Source organism: Clostridium sp. UBA2485, assembly GCF_002341865.1.
Taxonomy (GTDB): domain Bacteria; phylum Bacillota; class Clostridia; order Clostridiales; family Clostridiaceae; genus Clostridium_J.
This window is the reverse complement of sequence record NZ_DDOV01000011.1, coordinates 36,279-52,953: the sequence shown is the minus strand read 5'-3', so window position 1 is coordinate 52,953 and position 16,675 is coordinate 36,279. Positions and strand designations below refer to the sequence as shown.

At 27.1% G+C, this 16,675-nt stretch carries 17 protein-coding genes; 12 read left to right on the top strand and 5 right to left on the bottom strand.

All coding sequences use genetic code 11. The annotated features are described in order from the left end of the window. The first annotated feature begins 432 nt into the window (after positions 1 to 432). From B3603_RS01455 to B3603_RS01435, 5 genes are all read left to right on the top strand, one after another. On the top strand, positions 433 to 939 hold the full coding sequence (locus B3603_RS01455; RefSeq protein ID WP_291559865.1) for a CPBP family intramembrane glutamic endopeptidase: 507 nt from the start codon (positions 433 to 435) through the stop codon (positions 937 to 939). 1,099 nt (positions 940 to 2,038) lie between these two features. Then, complete coding sequence (locus B3603_RS01450) at positions 2,039 to 2,614, top strand: hypothetical protein (protein WP_291559862.1); 576 nt, start codon at positions 2,039 to 2,041, stop codon at positions 2,612 to 2,614. A gap of 74 nt (positions 2,615 to 2,688) precedes the next feature. Beyond that, positions 2,689 to 2,991, top strand: coding sequence for a hypothetical protein (locus tag B3603_RS01445; RefSeq protein WP_291559860.1), 303 nt, complete (start codon positions 2,689 to 2,691; stop codon positions 2,989 to 2,991). A gap of 32 nt (positions 2,992 to 3,023) precedes the next feature. Next, entirely contained in the window at positions 3,024 to 3,245 is a 222-nt protein-coding gene (locus B3603_RS01440) for a hypothetical protein (RefSeq protein WP_039631595.1), read from the top strand. A gap of 184 nt (positions 3,246 to 3,429) precedes the next feature. Continuing rightward, a complete protein-coding gene (locus B3603_RS01435; protein ID WP_291559856.1) occupies positions 3,430 to 4,497 on the top strand; it encodes a hypothetical protein in 1,068 nt (355 codons plus the stop codon). Positions 4,498 to 4,547: 50 nt separating this feature from the next. On the opposite strand, the gene B3603_RS01430 is transcribed toward B3603_RS01435, so the two are convergent. The 3 genes from B3603_RS01430 to B3603_RS01420 all read right to left on the bottom strand — a co-directional run bounded on the left by B3603_RS01430 (position 4,548) and on the right by B3603_RS01420 (position 6,824). Next, positions 4,548 to 4,928 (bottom strand): bactofilin family protein, encoded by a 381-nt coding sequence (locus B3603_RS01430; RefSeq protein WP_291559854.1) that lies wholly within the window; start codon positions 4,926 to 4,928, stop codon positions 4,548 to 4,550. A 194-nt stretch (positions 4,929 to 5,122) separates the two neighbouring features. Beyond that, positions 5,123 to 6,058: a VCBS repeat-containing protein gene (locus B3603_RS01425; RefSeq protein WP_291559852.1), complete on the bottom strand. Its 936-nt coding sequence runs from the start codon at positions 6,056 to 6,058 to the stop codon at positions 5,123 to 5,125. A 328-nt stretch (positions 6,059 to 6,386) separates the two neighbouring features. Beyond that, a complete protein-coding gene (locus B3603_RS01420; RefSeq protein ID WP_291559850.1) occupies positions 6,387 to 6,824 on the bottom strand; it encodes a Fur family transcriptional regulator in 438 nt (145 codons plus the stop codon). A 174-nt stretch (positions 6,825 to 6,998) separates the two neighbouring features. On the opposite strand from B3603_RS01420, the gene B3603_RS01415 reads away from it, so the two are divergent. From B3603_RS01415 to B3603_RS01390, 6 genes are all read left to right on the top strand, one after another. Then, positions 6,999 to 8,375, top strand: a complete 1,377-nt coding sequence (locus tag B3603_RS01415; protein ID WP_291559848.1) for a PhoH family protein — start codon at positions 6,999 to 7,001, stop codon at positions 8,373 to 8,375. Between the two features lie 311 nt (positions 8,376 to 8,686). Beyond that, the gene (locus tag B3603_RS01410) at positions 8,687 to 9,697 is read left to right on the top strand and encodes a phosphodiester glycosidase family protein (RefSeq protein ID WP_291559846.1); all 1,011 of its coding nucleotides are present in this window, start codon (positions 8,687 to 8,689) and stop codon (positions 9,695 to 9,697) included. A gap of 19 nt (positions 9,698 to 9,716) precedes the next feature. After that, entirely contained in the window at positions 9,717 to 10,742 is a 1,026-nt protein-coding gene (locus B3603_RS01405; protein WP_291559844.1) for a hypothetical protein, read from the top strand. Positions 10,743 to 11,049: 307 nt separating this feature from the next. After that, positions 11,050 to 11,697, top strand: a complete 648-nt coding sequence (locus tag B3603_RS01400) for a site-2 protease family protein (protein ID WP_291559842.1) — start codon at positions 11,050 to 11,052, stop codon at positions 11,695 to 11,697. 29 nt (positions 11,698 to 11,726) lie between these two features. Continuing rightward, a complete protein-coding gene (trmB, locus tag B3603_RS01395) occupies positions 11,727 to 12,386 on the top strand; it encodes a tRNA (guanosine(46)-N7)-methyltransferase TrmB (protein ID WP_291559840.1) in 660 nt (219 codons plus the stop codon). A 465-nt stretch (positions 12,387 to 12,851) separates the two neighbouring features. Further along, positions 12,852 to 13,199 (top strand): GNAT family N-acetyltransferase, encoded by a 348-nt coding sequence (locus tag B3603_RS01390; RefSeq protein WP_349676772.1) that lies wholly within the window; start codon positions 12,852 to 12,854, stop codon positions 13,197 to 13,199. A 199-nt stretch (positions 13,200 to 13,398) separates the two neighbouring features. On the opposite strand, the gene B3603_RS01385 is transcribed toward B3603_RS01390, so the two are convergent. Further along, a complete protein-coding gene (locus B3603_RS01385; RefSeq protein ID WP_291559838.1) occupies positions 13,399 to 14,190 on the bottom strand; it encodes a metal ABC transporter permease in 792 nt (263 codons plus the stop codon). A 9-nt stretch (positions 14,191 to 14,199) separates the two neighbouring features. Further along, positions 14,200 to 14,853, bottom strand: a complete 654-nt coding sequence (locus B3603_RS01380) for a metal ABC transporter ATP-binding protein (RefSeq protein ID WP_291559836.1) — start codon at positions 14,851 to 14,853, stop codon at positions 14,200 to 14,202. 438 nt (positions 14,854 to 15,291) lie between these two features. On the opposite strand from B3603_RS01380, the gene B3603_RS01375 reads away from it, so the two are divergent. After that, on the top strand, positions 15,292 to 16,209 hold the full coding sequence (locus B3603_RS01375) for a metal ABC transporter substrate-binding protein (protein ID WP_291559834.1): 918 nt from the start codon (positions 15,292 to 15,294) through the stop codon (positions 16,207 to 16,209). Positions 16,210 to 16,675: the final 466 nt, after the last annotated feature.

Genomic DNA, 16,675 nt, shown 5'->3' with positions numbered 1-16,675 from the left:
TTATTAAGGTATATTAAAAATATTGTTAACTATTTTTTAGAAAATCCTTATCTTTTTATTGATATATGAGAAGGCTATTAATGAATTTCAAAAAATAATATTTTATTTAAAATTTATCATAACTATTTATTCTAAAAGAAGTTAGTTAACTGTTATTTATTATATAAATAGTATAGAGTATACTAATATCAATTAATTTTAATAGGAGGTAGTAGGTTGCAATTATTAGTTAATATATTAATTTTACTGCTAGTTTATTTTTTACCTTATTTTGTATTTATATATGAATATAGTTATAAGAGGGGAATTTATAAATTATTTTCAATAAAAAACATTTTTTTTACTTTAATATATACATTATTAGTATTAATTAGTCCATCGATGATAGCTAATTTATATCCTTTTATTATAGTAATAATATTAATAATACATATGAAAAAATCAAATTTAGATGACTATTATGGATATGAATTTTCTATAAAAACTATAGACATATTCTCTGCTTTTAAATATGGAATTATATCATATATTATGATGATATCTGCATCAATATTATGGAGTTGGATATTAAGAAATTTAGGTATTCAATTGAAGGAGCAAGAAGTAGTTACAATATTATCAGATTATGATTTATTAAGCTTTTTTATAGCAGTGCCTTCAACTGTAATATTTGCACCCATATTGGAGGAATTTGTATTTAGATATTTAATATTTGAGAAATTTTTAAAAAAGAGAATTGGAGTTATATTAGCTAGCATAATAACTAGTATAATATTTGCCTTAGTACATTTTAGTTTAACTGCATTTTTAGTTTTATTTACAGTAAGTATGGTTACTTGTTATTTAATTCACAAAAAAGGTTACTGGTACGCTGTTATAGCTCATCTATCTTTAAATTTAATGACTACAATTTATTTATTTATTGATAAATTTAATTAAATAAATCGTAACTTTAAAAGCCAATAATATTATTGGTTTTTTTATTTTTAAGGTAATTAATGTTTAAAAGAAAATAATACTTAAAGAAACAAAAAAAATTTATTAGAAAAGAAAGTTCCTTAATAATAGTAGCTCTTGGGAGTTTCTTTAATGGATTTTTTAACTAGCAATACAATTGCTAGTTTTCCACCTCAGGGGAACTTAATCAATTGAGAATTGAGAATGGAAAATTGACAATTATGGTGGAAATTAATTCTTACAAATCAATTTCTTTAAATAGATTTTTCAATAAAAGTGACTGTGTCACTTTAAAAAGAAATAAATTTAGAACTTCTCTTATAAAAGAGAAGTATCAATAATTCTCCATTGTCAATCGTTAATTCTCAATTGTATAAGGGTTCCCTGAGGTGCAGTATAGCTCGGAACAATACTAATAAATTTAACTAATACTATGGAGAGCCTACAATTGCTAGCGTTTTATTGTAGATGTGAACAGTGTTTGCTAATTCTCTTTAATACGTCTTATAGTTTAATATTTATTCAATAATATATGGCGAACATTGTTCGCCGTTACGATTAAATAATTCCAGATTTCTTAGTTTTTACTGAGAAATTTAGAATTATTTATTTTTGAAGTGATACAATCACTTTTTATAAAAAACTAGCAATACATTGCTAGTAAAAATTAGTTTAAGAAATTAATTCATAAAGAATTAATTTCAACCTTAATTGTGAATTTTGCATTGTGAATTGCAAATTGAAATACTCAAGAGTGTAGCTATATTTAGTTATATATTAATTTTTTAAATGATTTATATATATCAATAAGTTCTACTAATAGAATAGGCTCTAACACAATAATTAGTGTTTTTTAAGATATCTTATAATATGCTCCAATACTTACAGAAAAAGTTTTATTGTAACAAAAATTAAGATTATTTAATAGTATGTTATTAGAAAACAAAAGAAAAAATTCAATAAATCTAATAAGATAGTAAATTTGTAAATTAACTACAAATTAGTGTCAAAACATTTAATAAACCATATTATGTAATATACAAAAGATATATAAATAATCTATAAGAGGAGGAGAAAATATATGGATATCAACTCTTTATTAAACCTAATGTCAAATATTAATGTTCCAGAAGGAGAAGATGGGGAATGTTGTGATAGGGATAGGGGGTTCTTCGGAGGACGAAGAATATTCCTAATAATCATCATATTCTTAATATTCTGTTGTGGCTGTGGTGGAAATGGCGGCTTTGGCGGCTGGGGAGGCGGCTTTGGAAACGGCTTTGGAGGCGGCTTTGGAGGTTGTTGTGATCCATGTTGTGACCCATGCTGTGACCCATGTTGCTGTGACCCATGTTGCTGTAATCCATGCTGCTGTGACCCATGTTGTTGCTGTTGTGACGATAAACGTGGTAAAGGCCGTAAGCGTGATAAACGTCGTGAAAAAGATTGTTGCTGCTGCTGTTGCTGTAATCCATGCTGCTGTAACACCGGCTTTGGTGGCTGGAACGGCGGATTTGGATTTGGAAATGGCGGATTTGGATTTGGAAATGGCGGATTTGGATTTGGAAATGGCTTCGGAGGCGGCTGTGGCTTCGGTGGATGTGGCATATGGTTTATAATCATAATACTAATCATCTTCTGTAATAGAAGATTCTAAAGAAAAATATATAAATAAAACAAAAGTTATAGAAATTTTAGAACAAAACTTAGATTCAAATGGAGGTATGAACTATGTTTGGATGGGGAAATGGAAATAGAGGATGTGGATTTGGCTGTGACCCATGTACTATAATATTAATAATACTAATATTTTTAAATCAACGCTTGTTAAATACACGTGATTGTGACGATAACTCTAGTAGAAACGCTTTAACATTGTTATTCCTTTTCTGGTTATGTTGTAGTAATGGAAGATTTGGAAATTTTGGATTCGGAAATTCTGGATTTGGAAATTTCGGATTCGGAAATAATTGCTGCTGCTGCTGTGACGGTAAGGATGGAAGAGGCAGAAGACGTAGACGTCTAAGAAGATAGTTGTTGTTGCTAATTGAAAAGGAGCTGATACTATGTGTGGCAGTATAAATGAATGTAACCCATGCATAATATTACTAATAATAGTAATTTTAAATCAAGGAAATCTATTAAATACTAAACACATAGAAGGTAGAATTGCTATGATTTTAGTACTAATTTTCTTCTTCTGTGGATTTAATAGAGGTGGTTTTATTGGTAGATTTAACTCACCATGTGGATGCAGATTTCCAATTGCAAGAAGATGCTGTTGTTAATGGGTTTTAACGAAAGAAGATTTATAATGTAAAGCCATGGCCCAGGAGGGGTGGTTTATAAAGAGATAAGAGTTTTTAGCAGTCCATGTGACAACGTGGATTGCTTTTTAAAATATTATAGCTATAGTTTCTAAATATAGGAGGGGAAAAAATATACCCTCCTAATTATCAAAGAGGTGATTTTGTGGGAAAGCATAAACATCGTAGAAAAAGAGATAGATATGAATGTGAAAATTGTAAATATTATGCTCAAATGAATCAAATGAATCGAATGAATCGAATGAACCCGATGAATCGAATGAATCAAATGAATCAAATGAATCAAGCAAATCCTATGAATCAAACAAATCCTATGAATCAAATGAATCAAATGAATCAAGCAGATCCTATGAATCAAATGAATAATCCTAATTTTATGGGTGGAAACCCTAATAATTTTATGGGTGGAAATCCTAATAATTTTATGGGTGGAAATCCTAATAATTTTATGGGTGGAAATCTAGGAAATAGTCTATTAACGCTACTAACTACTCTAGGCGGAGGTGGAGGCGGGAATGATTACGATGGAGATATGATAAGTAATTTAATGTCAACATTTATGGGAAGTGGAAATAATAATAGGCAGAATAATTTTAATTTAAATGATTTGAGTAGTTTATTTAATAATATTAATAATAATGATGTTAATAATACTAACAGAAATCAAGGAAATGGAAATCCTTTCAGTGGATTGGAAAATATCTTTGCAAATATAACTGAAAGCGATATAAATGCAGTTCAAAGTGTTTTAGGAGATTTATTTAATAATCAGAGTGGAGATGGAGGAAATGAAAATTTAAATTTTGAAGATATGTTTGGTGGTTTAGACATAGGTTCTATTCTAAATAATTTAGGAAATATGGATTTTAGTGATATGAACTTAGATGGGATGGATTTTGATTTAAATGATTTAAGCTTGAATTCATTAAACGAAAACTATAGTGGTGAAATTATTGATGCTGAGAATGTAATAGAAGTAGATAATAAGCCCAAAGCAGATAATAAGCAAAAAGTAGATAGTAGGCAAAAAGTAGATAATAGGCAAAAAGTAGATAATAAGCAAAAATCATCAAAATCTAAATCACATAATTCATCTAAGAAGTTTAAAGAAGATGAACTTTATGATATTATAAAAATACTTATGCAGCTCATTGAGCCTTATAAACTAGAGTTATTAAGAAAATTTTTAAGACAACATGGCAAAGAAAAATAGTATTAAAAAACACACTATTGTTAGTGTGTTTTTAATTAATATAGAATATATTAATTTTCAGGTAAAAATATAGGTGTTTCATTTAAAGTTACCATAGTACATTTGCCATCTAAGAATCCATTTTCATTAATGACAAGTCTTTTTATGGATATATCCCCCTTAACTCTACCTTGATTTTCTATAGTTAAACTATCATTGCAATTAACATTTCCATTGACAGTACCGTTAATAAAAGCATTATTGCAATAAATTGCACCATTTATCTCTCCATTAACTCCTATTATTATATCGTCTTCCCAATTAACGTCTCCTTCGATTATGCCATCTACTTTTAAAAGACCTGTACCAGAAAAATTTCCATTGACTTTACAATTTTCTCCAATTAGTGTTTCGATTTTGTTAAGATTATTTTTTTCCTTATCATAAAACATAAATATACCTCCATATAAAAATTATTGATATATTAAGAAAAAATAAAATTTGTTTTAGTGAATAAAATATTACATATTGGGTAAAATTATAAATGTAATAGGAGTTGAAATCTCCATAACTAAAGTTTTTACATCTTTAGTTAAACCCCCCATCCCCCTTGGGACCTTAAATGGTCCCTTTTTTGTTTTATATTTTACTTTCTTACATTAATTGATGTTATCATATATTCACGCTCAAAAGCTTTTTTAGCTAGCATTAGATCAATAGTATAATTATTAATTACTTTATAGTCATTTTTTTCAATTCCTTTAAAGTTTAATGTCCATTTAACTTCTAAAGGTCTATCTTGGGAATCATAACTAATTTCTTTAAAAAAACCATCTTGAAAGTGATAGGCTGTATTTTTAGACGAAAGTTGATATACCATAGAAAGATCATTCCCACTTATATAAGCGCTAAAATAATTGGGAATATTAGTATTTATATTTGGAAAACTTTCAATAAAGTTTATAAAATCACATATTAACTTATTTCCTATATAATTGTCAGGATAGGAATATTCAAAGGTTTTAAACTTATTATTTATAAATATATGATTTTCTAATTTAGTTTCATTATTTTTAAAATTTCCAGTTACAATTTTAGGGGTTTTATTATTTTTATTATCTATAAATCCTAAGATATTATAATATGAAGAGTAGATATTTTCGTAGCCTTCTCCATTAAAACGAAAAATATGCTGAATAGATTTTTCATTTATAGAAGACTGAATAAATATTTCTTTTAAATTATCTCTAGACACATCTTCTAGTATAACTTTCATAGGCCAATAGGTTTTATGCTCACCTAATGTAAGAATATCTTTATTGGGGTTTAGACTATAACTAATTTGATTACTTAAATTTATTTGAACAAGATAGTTATTGTCATCAGTTTTTATATAAAGAGCATCTTTATATCCATCTCCATTCAAATCTTCATTAACTATTTTATTATTGTCTATTATAAAAAATGTAGGTAATGAATTTTTATTTTTATTTAATATAAAAATTATAGCTGTGATTATAAGAATAATTATAAATGCTATATAGCTGTATTTTTTCTTAACAAAATTTTTAATTGATTTCACCAAAGTCACCCCCACTAAAGTATATGAAGATCTATTAGTTTATAGGACAAGTTTTTTTTATTAAATATAAAAAGTGAATTTAGTTAAATTATTTTAGTAGGATAGATAAAGTAGTATTATATGTATTTAAAAGCCTTTAATAAAGCAGTAGAATCACTGATTATGAAAAGCTTATATTTAGTTAAAATTAGAACTTAAAGTATTAGTAGAAAATTTAAAGTAAGAGATAGCATAGAATATATGAATTGTAAAGAAGAAGTTAAAAACTTAGAATTATTTTATAACATTAGAAATGAATAATTTATTAAAAAAGTAAAAGTAGAGTTAGTTATACTAACTCTACTTTTGGCTCATTATCAGCTTTACATTCACTGCATAATCCATAAAAATATATTTGATTTGTTAAAATACTGTAATCTGTAAATTTCTTAACTTCTTCATTTAAATTAGAGAAAGATATACCCTTAATATCATCAACTTTTGAACAATTAACACATTGAATATGTGAATGTGGTTCAATAGTGCCATCATATCTAAAGTTACCTTCACCTACATTAATTTCTTGAATTAAGTTTACAGATACTAAAACTTTTAATGCCTTATAAACTGTGGCAAGGCTCATTGTAGGATATTCTTCTTGCAGTGCTTTATATATTGTTTCTGCTGAAGGATGTTCATTAGTAGAACATAGATACTTATACACAGCTATACGCTGAGGGGTAAGTTTTAATTTTTTTTCCTTGAAAATTTGCGTAAAATTTAACATAATCATCAACCTCATTTCAAGATTACTATTATTATATAATAAAAATTATCCATTATCAATAATTATTTAGAAAATTAGTATAATAAAAATTTTTCCATGTAAAATATAATATATTTATTCATTTATTGCAAATAAAACATATATTAATAGTATAGGAGAGGAGGAGTATAGATTTTGAAAAAGACCTATGTTTTAGATACTAATGTTATTCTGTATTCATCCACAGCACTATTATCATTTGGAAACAATGACGTGGTAATACCAGAAATTGTGCTTGAGGAGCTAGATAACTTTAAAAAAGATAAGACCGATTTAGGAGCAAATGCTAGGCAAGCATCAAGATTAATCGATTCCCTTAGAGGAGAAGGTCAACTTAATAAAGGAGTTAGATTGCCTTGTGGTGGATATTTGAGAGTGGAAATGAATCATCATGATACAGAAATTCCTATATCTTGGGACAAAAGTAAGCCAGATAATCGAATAATCCAACTTTGTAAAGGATTAAAAGAAAAGGGCGAAGACGTAATTTTAATAACTAAGGACACTTTTGAAAGAATTAAAGCAGATATAGTGAATATAAAAAGTGAAGATTTCTATGAGAAGGTAGTTCCAGAAGACTATAATCAATATACAGGAAGAATAGAAGTCTATGTTCCATCACATAAAATTGAAGAGTTTTATAATAAAAAGTCATTAGATATAAAAGAAATGCTTTACTACAATGAAGATAAAGAGGAATATTATGTACCACAGTTATATGTTAACCAATTTATTTTAATGCATTCCATGGAAAATTCTAAACAAACAGCACTTGGAAGATTTGATGGTAAAAAAGTAGTTCCATTATATTATAAAGATATTAAACCTATGGGAATTTCTCCGAGAAATGTAGGTCAAAAATTTATGCTTGAAGCATTATGTACAGAGCCATCTAAAGCACCATTAGTTATAATAAAAGGTCCTGCAGGTACAGCTAAAACACTATTTTCTTTGGCTACAGGACTTGAAAAAATATTAGAGGAAAACACAGGTCAGTATAGAAGAATTTTAGTATGCCGGCCCAATATTACTATGGATGAAGAAATAGGTTTTTTACCTGGTACAGAAGAAGAAAAAATAGCTCCATTTATGAGACCTGTTTTTGACAATCTTGAGATATTGGTGGACTCTGATGAAAAAGAACGATATAAAAATGAAAAAGAATTACAGGATAAAATAAGAGAATTATTTGATAGAAGAATAATAACTACAGAAGCAGTAGCTTATTTAAGAGGACGTTCTATAGTGAAAAATTGGCTTATAATTGATGAAGCCCAAAATCTTTCACCTAAACAAATTAAAGCAATTACAACAAGAGTAGGAATAGGGACAAAACTAATTTTAATAGGAGATCCGGATCAAATAGATCATCCATTTATGGATTCTAGATCAAATGGATTATGTTATGCTTCAGAGAAAATGAAGGGGAGCGAACTCTGTTATCAAGTAACTTTAAAATTTGATGAATGTGAGAGATCTCCGTTGGCTTTTGAAGCTGCTCAAAAATTGTAGTTTTTTAATGATTTACAGAGAATTTAATTCAATTATAAAGTAGAACGTTCTACTTTATAATTGAATTTTTTTAATTTCTACGATATTATATAATGTGTTTTTACTTTTGTAATGGAATTGAAACAAATTTATACTATATATGTGAGTAAATAGTATTATGATAAAATATAAATAGGTAAAATTAATTAATATTTCTAATAACAATCTAATGACTTTCAAAGGAAAATACTATAAACTATATAACATATGGAATTTAACACTTTATTATAGTATGATGCTCACTATAAATTATCTAATAAAGGAAGGTTAAAATGAACGCAAGAAAATCTAAAAAATCAGTTAAGAAAAAGAGTAAAATTAAATTCATAATTAGTTTTATACTTTTTCAAATAGTATTTACTGGAATAACCGCTCCGTTTTTAGCTTATTATGGACCTTTTGAGAATGTAAGAAATACGCTTGTAACTACAGCTATGACAACTCTAAGTCACCAGTGGATTGCAGAGTTGTTTTTGAGTAAAGAAACAATTAATAAAATATTAAAAGAACAGGCAGTAACTAATTTATCTCAAAAGAAGGACGCGGAAACAGAAGTTATTGTTAGTAATAAAAATGATAAAACCATTGAGAGATTTGAAGTAAATAGCAATAAATTTACAGGTTATGTATTAATTATTAATGATTCTACAAGAGTTAAAGTAGGGTATAGTGAAAAATTAGAGATAGAAGGCCAAACGACCAGTGAAATAGCTGAAAATAATGGCGCTATTGCAGCAATAAATGGTGGTGGATTTACAGATGAAGCTACAGGATCATTGTGGACAGGCACTGGTGCAAAGCCTACTGGTATAATAATGAGTAATGGTGAGGTTAAATATAATGATTTAAGTAGTGATGATGAGCAAAGAGAAGTAGTAGCAATTACTGAAGCTGGAGTTCTACTAGTAGGTAGCTATAGTTTAAATGAGTTAATACAACATAAAGCGAAAGAAGCAGTTAGCTTTGGTCCTGCATTAATAGTTGATGGACAAAAGGCAATTACTAATGGAGATGGCGGCTGGGGAATTGCACCAAGAACAGCCATAGGACAAAGAAAAGATGGTGCTATAATATTATTAGTTATTGATGGTAGGCAAACAAATAGTATAGGAGCTACATTAAAAGAAGCTCAAGACGTATTATATGAGTATGGAGCTTATAATGCTAGTAATTTGGATGGTGGATCATCTTCAACAATGTATTATAAGGGAGAAGTAATTAATAGTCCATCAGATTCATTAGGTGAAAGGGCAGTTCCTTCAGCCATATATGTAGAAAAATAACATAAGTAAGGAGAATAGTATGAAGATAATAAAAAGATTGACACTTTGGATGGCTATATCTTTAGGAATTCAATGTGTTGGATTTTATTATATTGATAACAATTTTTTAAGTTTAGAAAGTAAGATAAAGGGTAAAAAAGTAGTAGAAGAAAAAGTAGAAGAGAAAAAAAACAAAATTAAAATTCCATCTGATGTAGAGAAAGTTTCAGTATCTTATGATAGCAAATATTTATCCTATATAAAAAATAATCTTTTAACAGTAGTCAAGGTACAAGATGGACAAACTGATGAAATAACTCTTGAACCAGATGCTGAAGTGAGCTTTTATAAATGGTTACCAGATAGAAATAGGGTATTATTTGTTGAAAAGATTGTAAACTATGGCTCAAGTAAATTAACTCTTTATTCTTACGATGTAAAGAAGAAAGATAAATCATTAATTAAAGAGTTTGATTGGAATGAAGAAAGTGCAATAGTAGAAGATATTGCAATATCAACACTCACAGGCCTTACTTATGTGAAAATAGTGGATAGTGAAAATGTAAGTAGTATATATAGAATTGATAGAATGGGTACAATGACTAAAACATATACTGTACCTAGACATATAAGCAATATGGAACTTTTAAGAAGAGAAGACATATTACTTTATGAAGGTGAGGTTTATAATCAAGTTTATTCATCCCAAACTAGTGAGGTATTATATTTCCCAGAATATGAGCGAATTACCATATTAGGTAGAGATGATGAGGATAAAATTTATATAGGTGGATTAGAAAACGGTTTAGTTAATAAGATATTTTATGGATGTATTACCGAAGATACTTCACAATGGCAGCAAATAGCTTTAGATGTATCCACAGAAAATCAAAATATATATATTTCTGCTGAAGGGAATATATACATACATGATAAAGATAATAAAATTGTTAGAGAACAAAAATCAAACAAAGAAACAATTTATGAAGGTGGATTTATTCAATTTCAGAATAATGGTGTAGTAACCAAAAGTGGAGATAATGTAGAAATTATTGCCTATAAATAAAGACTATGAATTTTCATAGTCTTTATTTATAAATTTACTAATATTATATTTTAAAATTGCTCATGCAAATATAAATTTATAGTTTTACTACAGATAAATTTAACCTCTAAATTAAGTTATAGCATCTACATTTAAAAATTAAAATCATTTATAAATTTGAAATAAGGTTATATTAATAGGGCATATATTAATATCTTTATAGTGTAAAAAAATATTTTTTATAAGATATTCTCTATAGTAGATTATTTTGATATAATTATAGGGATAATCAATTTTTCTTGATTACAAGTAGAAAGGGGACGTTCTAATGAGAATTGATTTGTTAGGAAAAGTATTAATGATACCAGCAATATTAGTTGCATTTACTTTTCATGAATATGCTCATGCAAGGGTTGCAGTTAAATTAGGAGATAATACCCCTAAATATCAAGGTAGATTAACATTAAATCCTTTTGCACATATAGATTTTTTAGGCTTTTTCATGATTTTATTTTGGGGATTTGGTTGGGCTAAGCCAGTGCAAGTAAATCCAAATGCCTTAAAAAATTATTATAAGGATGATTTGAAGATATCTATAGCAGGGCCATTAGCAAATTTAGCATGCTCAATTGTAGCTATAATTGTATTAGCAATATTAGGAAAGATACTTCCAAAGTCTAACTTAACTTCAATTATAAATACAATAGTGTATTTAACAGCTTATTATAATTGTTTCTGGTTGTTTTTAAATTTAATTCCTATACCAGGTTTTGATGGATTTCATATATTAAAAGATTTATTTCCGCGTCAATTTTATAAAATATCAGATAAAATATATGGATATCAATTAATTATTTTTATATTATTAATTGCGCCTATACTTGGTGGTGGAAGGTCATTGCTGACCTATTTAGTTCAAATGCCAGCAGAATACCTATTTTCATTTTTAGGTAATTTAGTGGGATTAAAAATTTAATATTTTGTTATACATAAGGAGAGGAATATATGCGCTTAAGAAAAAAGCATTGGGCAAGACCAGAAATGCAAAGTAGTGAAGTAGTTGTTTTCAATCAATATGACCACAAAGGAAAGTGGAAAGAAGAATTTGAAAACAATAATGAAATACATTTAGAATTAGGTTGTGGCAGGGGAGGACATATTACAAATAGAGCAAAAATGAATCCTAATATTAACTATGTGGGAATAGATTTAAAAGATGAAGTTTTAGTTTATGCCTTAAGAAAAGTTAAGGAAGCTAGGGTTGATGAAAACATACTAGATAAAGATATAAATGTTAGATTAATGCCCTTAAACATCATGTTAATAGATAATGTTTTTGATAAGGATGAAATAAATAAAATCTATATTAATTTTTGTAATCCCTGGCCAAAAGAGAGACATAATAAAAGAAGATTAACTCATACTAAATTTTTAGCACAGTATAAGAAATTTCTTAAAAAAGGTGGAGAAATTTGGTTTAAAACTGATGATACAGGACTTTTTAAAGATTCAATAGAGTACTTTAAAGAAAGTGGTTTTGAAATAGAATATATAACCTATGATCTTCATAATAGTGATTTTAAGGACAATGTTATAACAGAATATGAAGGAAAATTTACTGCTTTGGGCATGAAAACAATGTTTTTAACTGCAAGATTAAAATAATAAATAAGGACTACTATAAAATATATTTTATAGTAGTCCTTATTTATTTAATAGATTTTAAAATTGAAGATGTAGAAGATAGATGTATAGATAAACTACATTAAAACTTAATGCATATCTCTATGGTATTTTAATTTACAATTCACAATGCAAAATTAAGGTGAAAATTATTTTTGATCAAAATAATTTCTTTAATGGATTTTTTAACTAGCAATACAATTGCTGGTGTTTTATTGTAGGGATGAACAGTGTTTGTCAGTTTTTTTAATACGTCTTATAGTTTAATATTTATTCAATAATATATGGCGAACACTGTTCGCCGCTACGGTTAATCAATTCTAAATTTCACAGTTACCACTGAGAAATATGCGAAATTGTGAACTCTGAATTTTGAATTTAGTAGTTTTAGTGGTAATACCAATAAATGTTAATTATTTTCAGACATAGGTTAAATTTAGGAGTGGGATATCTATACATAGATGGTCATTAGATAAAGATGTAACAAAATTTCTAATTACTCCAGATAAATATACACCATTTACAAGAGAGGAAACTGAAGAATGGATTAGACGTTGTATGACTCATGAAAATGGGTACTATCAAAAAGCAATAATGATAGAAGAAGGAAAACATATTGGATGGATAGATTTAAAGAATTTTGACAATGTGAATAAGAATGCTGAACTAAGTGTTGCTATAGGAGATAAAAACTTTTTAGGTAAAGGTTATGGAAGCTTAGCAATAAAAAATATGCTACAAATAGGATTTAATGATTTTCAACTAGAAAAAAATATGGTTAAGAGTAGACTATGATAATATAAATGCTATAAAAAGCTATGAGAAATGTGGATTTATTAAGGAAGGTATAATGAGAAAAGATAGATTAGGAAGAGGTAGATACATTAATAGATATAGATTCAGTATTTTAAGGGGAGAATTCCTTTTATTTCCTATATTTTAGTTTTAAAAATATAGGAAATAAAAAAATATGTATTTCATGAGAAATACATATTTATCTTCTAAAGCTTTTAAATATTATAATTATAACAAGAATAAATACGGAAATTAAGGCTATTGTACCACCTGGAGCACAGTTTAAATAATATGAGGAAATAAGCCCTAAAATAATATCTATAAAGCCAAAAAATATTGAAAAAATCATAGTCTTTTTAAAACCTTTATTAAGCTGAAGAGCAGTTGCAACAGGAAGAGCTATCATTGAAGACATAACTAATATTCCCATGACTCTTATAGAAACAGAGATAGTGGCACCTACCAATAGTGCAAAAACGTAGTTTATAAGTTTTACTCTGATGTTAGCTACCTTTGCACCTTCTTCGTCAAAGGTTATATAAACTAATTTATTATATAGCTTATATAGAACTAAAATTGAAATAATACTCAATACTAGCATAATAAACAAATCATCCTTGGTTACAGTTAGAATACTTCCAAATAAAAATGAATTTATATTAGCATTTGTCTTTCCCATACTAACGAGAGTAATACCAATTCCTATACTTAAGGTTAAAACTATAGGTAGAATTAGTTCTGCATACTTTTTATAATAATTTCTTAATAGTTCAATTAATAATCCACATATACTAGTAAATATAAATGCACAAAGTATAGGGCTATATCCTGTAACTAGACCTATAGCTACTCCTGCAAAAGAACTGTGAGCTAAGGTATCACCCATCATTGAATATCTTTTAAGTACTAAAAATACGCCAACTAAAGGGCATAAAATAGAAATAAATACAGCAGCTGTAAAAGCATTTTGCATAAACTCATATTGAAACATAATAGCCTCCTAATTTAAATCAAATTTTTCTTTATATTCTTTAATGTCATATAGTACACCATTGCCATTATCCATGGAGTATATATGAGAAGAGTTTTCTAAAGCCATTTTTATATTATGCTCTATGGAAAGTATGGTAATATTATGGAGTTTATTTAAGTGTTTAATTAATTTATATAAATCTGATATGCTCTTTTCATCTAAAGCTGTAGAAGGCTCATCTAATATTAGCAAATCACATTGCCCCATAATAGCTCTAGCAATGAAAATTTTTTGTTGTTGTCCTCCTGAAAGTCCCCCTATTAGAGAATTTTTATATTTTTCCATATTAACAGCTTTAAGTGACTCATCTATAACTTTTTTATCAGTTATTTTAAGGGTTTTTCTATGTACATTTAAAACCTCATATACAGTTATAGGAAATTGTGAATTAAAACCATCTATTTTTTGGGGGACATATCCTATATTTTTTGAGTTAATTGATATAGTTCCTTTAATTGGTTTTAAAATATCAAGTATTAGTTTTACTATAGTGGTTTTGCCACTACCATTCTCGCCTATTATGGAAACATAGCTACCATTTTCTATATGAAGATTTAGATTGTCTATCATATAAGGTTTAATATTATTGTAGGAAAAACTCAAATTATTTATTTTTATCATATTTAATCTCCTTTTACTAAACTTAACTATGTACTTCTATAATCTTATCCACCTAAGAACTTTTAATAACAATAAAAGGAAATTTGAATAAAATATATTTTTATTGATAATAATTAAATAGCGCTTAATATACAAATTAATTAAAAATAATTGAATGTAATACAGAGTTTATATCTTAAAACATATATAGAATATTAATTTTCATAAAATAAGCTAAATATCTTAAAAATAGTTAGTTTAGTAGAAATTTTTAAATTCTTTTTATATATTTATCTTGTAATAATTTACATTATTAAAGATGTATAATATAATAATAATGTAAATGCAAATAATTTGCAATAGAATATATTTTTATATTTACAAAGCTTGTTAATTATACTATAATAAGCAAATGTGTGCAAATGCAAATCATTTTCGATTGAAAGGTGTGTTTTTATAGTGAAAAAATTTATTACTTATATATTGGTATTGATGCTCTCTGTGACTTTAATAGGATGCAATAAGAAAGATAATAATATCAATACAGAAAAAAATGATAAAATAAAAGTAGTAACTAGCTTTTATGCAATGAATGAATTTGCTAAGGAAATAGGAAAAGAAAAGATAGATGTATATACTATTGTTCCAGATGGAGTGGAACCACATGATTTCGAACCTAAAGCAAAAGATTTAGAGAACTTAGAAAAAGCAGATCTATTAGTTTTAAATGGATTAGATATGGAACATTGGAAAGATGATGTTCTAAAAGTTATAAATAATAATAAGTTAAAAGTTGTAGATACATCTAAAGGTGGAGAGTTTATTAAAATTGAAGAAGGGGATCATAAAGAAGGAGAGCATGAACACGGCGCTTACGATCCTCATTTATGGCTTAGTTTAAACATGGCAAAACTCCAAGCTAACAATATAAAAAATGAACTGATAGAAGTAGATAGTGATAATAAGGATTATTATGAAAAAAATTATAATGAATTTAGCGGAAAACTTGAGGCGTTATATAATGATTACAGTACTAAATTTCAGCAAATTTCAAATAAAAATTTTGTCACTGGTCATGAAACCTTTGGATACTTATGTAGAGACTTTGGATTAAATCAATATAGTATTGAAGGAGTATTTGCAGAAGGAGAGCCATCCCCTAAACAACTTAAAGAGTTAACTGATTTATGTAAGGAGAAAAATATAACTACAGTTTTCGTTGAAAATTTAGTTAGTCCTCAAATATCAGAAACACTAGCTCGTGAAGTGAATGGGAAAACTGAAAAAATATATACACTTCATAGTAGTGAAGATGGACTAGGCTATATAGAAGCTATGAAGTATAATTTAGAAACTATATACAATAGTATGAAGTAATTATCAATATAAAATATATAATAACTGTAGATAGTATTAACTATAATTTTTCATTAAAAATCGTGGCTTTGTCACGATTTTTTAATAATAAATTATAGTTTTCTACCTTTAATGTTGTTTTTTATATAGAAAAAAAGTAATATAAAATATGTATAGATAAACTATCTTAAAAATTAATGTATAGCTAAACTTTAATTAATTGAGAAGTGATAATGGACAATTGACAGTTAAGGTGGAAATTAGTTTTAATCAAACTAATNNAGATTTTTTAATAAAAGTGACCGTGTCACTTTAAAAAGAAATTAATTGAAGACTTCTCTTGTAAAAGGGAAGTTTCAACAATTCTCCATTGTTAATAGTCAATTTTCAATTGCATAAGTGATTGTATCACTTCAAAAATAAATAATTTTAAATTTCTCAGCTTTTGCTGAGAAATTTCCACAATTGTGAATTGTGAACTGCGAAT

What these genes read in the sequence shown, in the direction of transcription:
- B3603_RS01385 (WP_291559838.1), bottom strand. Translation starts at nt 14,190, where the DNA reads ATGTTTCAATATGAGTTTATGCAAAATGCTTTTACAGCTGCTGTATTT.
- B3603_RS01445 (WP_291559860.1), top strand. Translation starts at nt 2,689, where the DNA reads ATGTTTGGATGGGGAAATGGAAATAGAGGATGTGGATTTGGCTGTGAC.
- B3603_RS01430 (WP_291559854.1), bottom strand. Translation starts at nt 4,928, where the DNA reads ATGTTTTATGATAAGGAAAAAAATAATCTTAACAAAATCGAAACACTA.
- B3603_RS01400 (WP_291559842.1), top strand. Translation starts at nt 11,050, where the DNA reads ATGAGAATTGATTTGTTAGGAAAAGTATTAATGATACCAGCAATATTA.
- B3603_RS01455 (WP_291559865.1), top strand. Translation starts at nt 433, where the DNA reads ATGAAAAAATCAAATTTAGATGACTATTATGGATATGAATTTTCTATA.
- B3603_RS01420 (WP_291559850.1), bottom strand. Translation starts at nt 6,824, where the DNA reads ATGTTAAATTTTACGCAAATTTTCAAGGAAAAAAAATTAAAACTTACC.
- B3603_RS01380 (WP_291559836.1), bottom strand. Translation starts at nt 14,853, where the DNA reads ATGATAAAAATAAATAATTTGAGTTTTTCCTACAATAATATTAAACCT.
- B3603_RS01440 (WP_039631595.1), top strand. Translation starts at nt 3,024, where the DNA reads ATGTGTGGCAGTATAAATGAATGTAACCCATGCATAATATTACTAATA.
- B3603_RS01450 (WP_291559862.1), top strand. Translation starts at nt 2,039, where the DNA reads ATGGATATCAACTCTTTATTAAACCTAATGTCAAATATTAATGTTCCA.
- B3603_RS01405 (WP_291559844.1), top strand. Translation starts at nt 9,717, where the DNA reads ATGAAGATAATAAAAAGATTGACACTTTGGATGGCTATATCTTTAGGA.
- trmB (WP_291559840.1), top strand. Translation starts at nt 11,727, where the DNA reads ATGCGCTTAAGAAAAAAGCATTGGGCAAGACCAGAAATGCAAAGTAGT.
- B3603_RS01410 (WP_291559846.1), top strand. Translation starts at nt 8,687, where the DNA reads ATGAACGCAAGAAAATCTAAAAAATCAGTTAAGAAAAAGAGTAAAATT.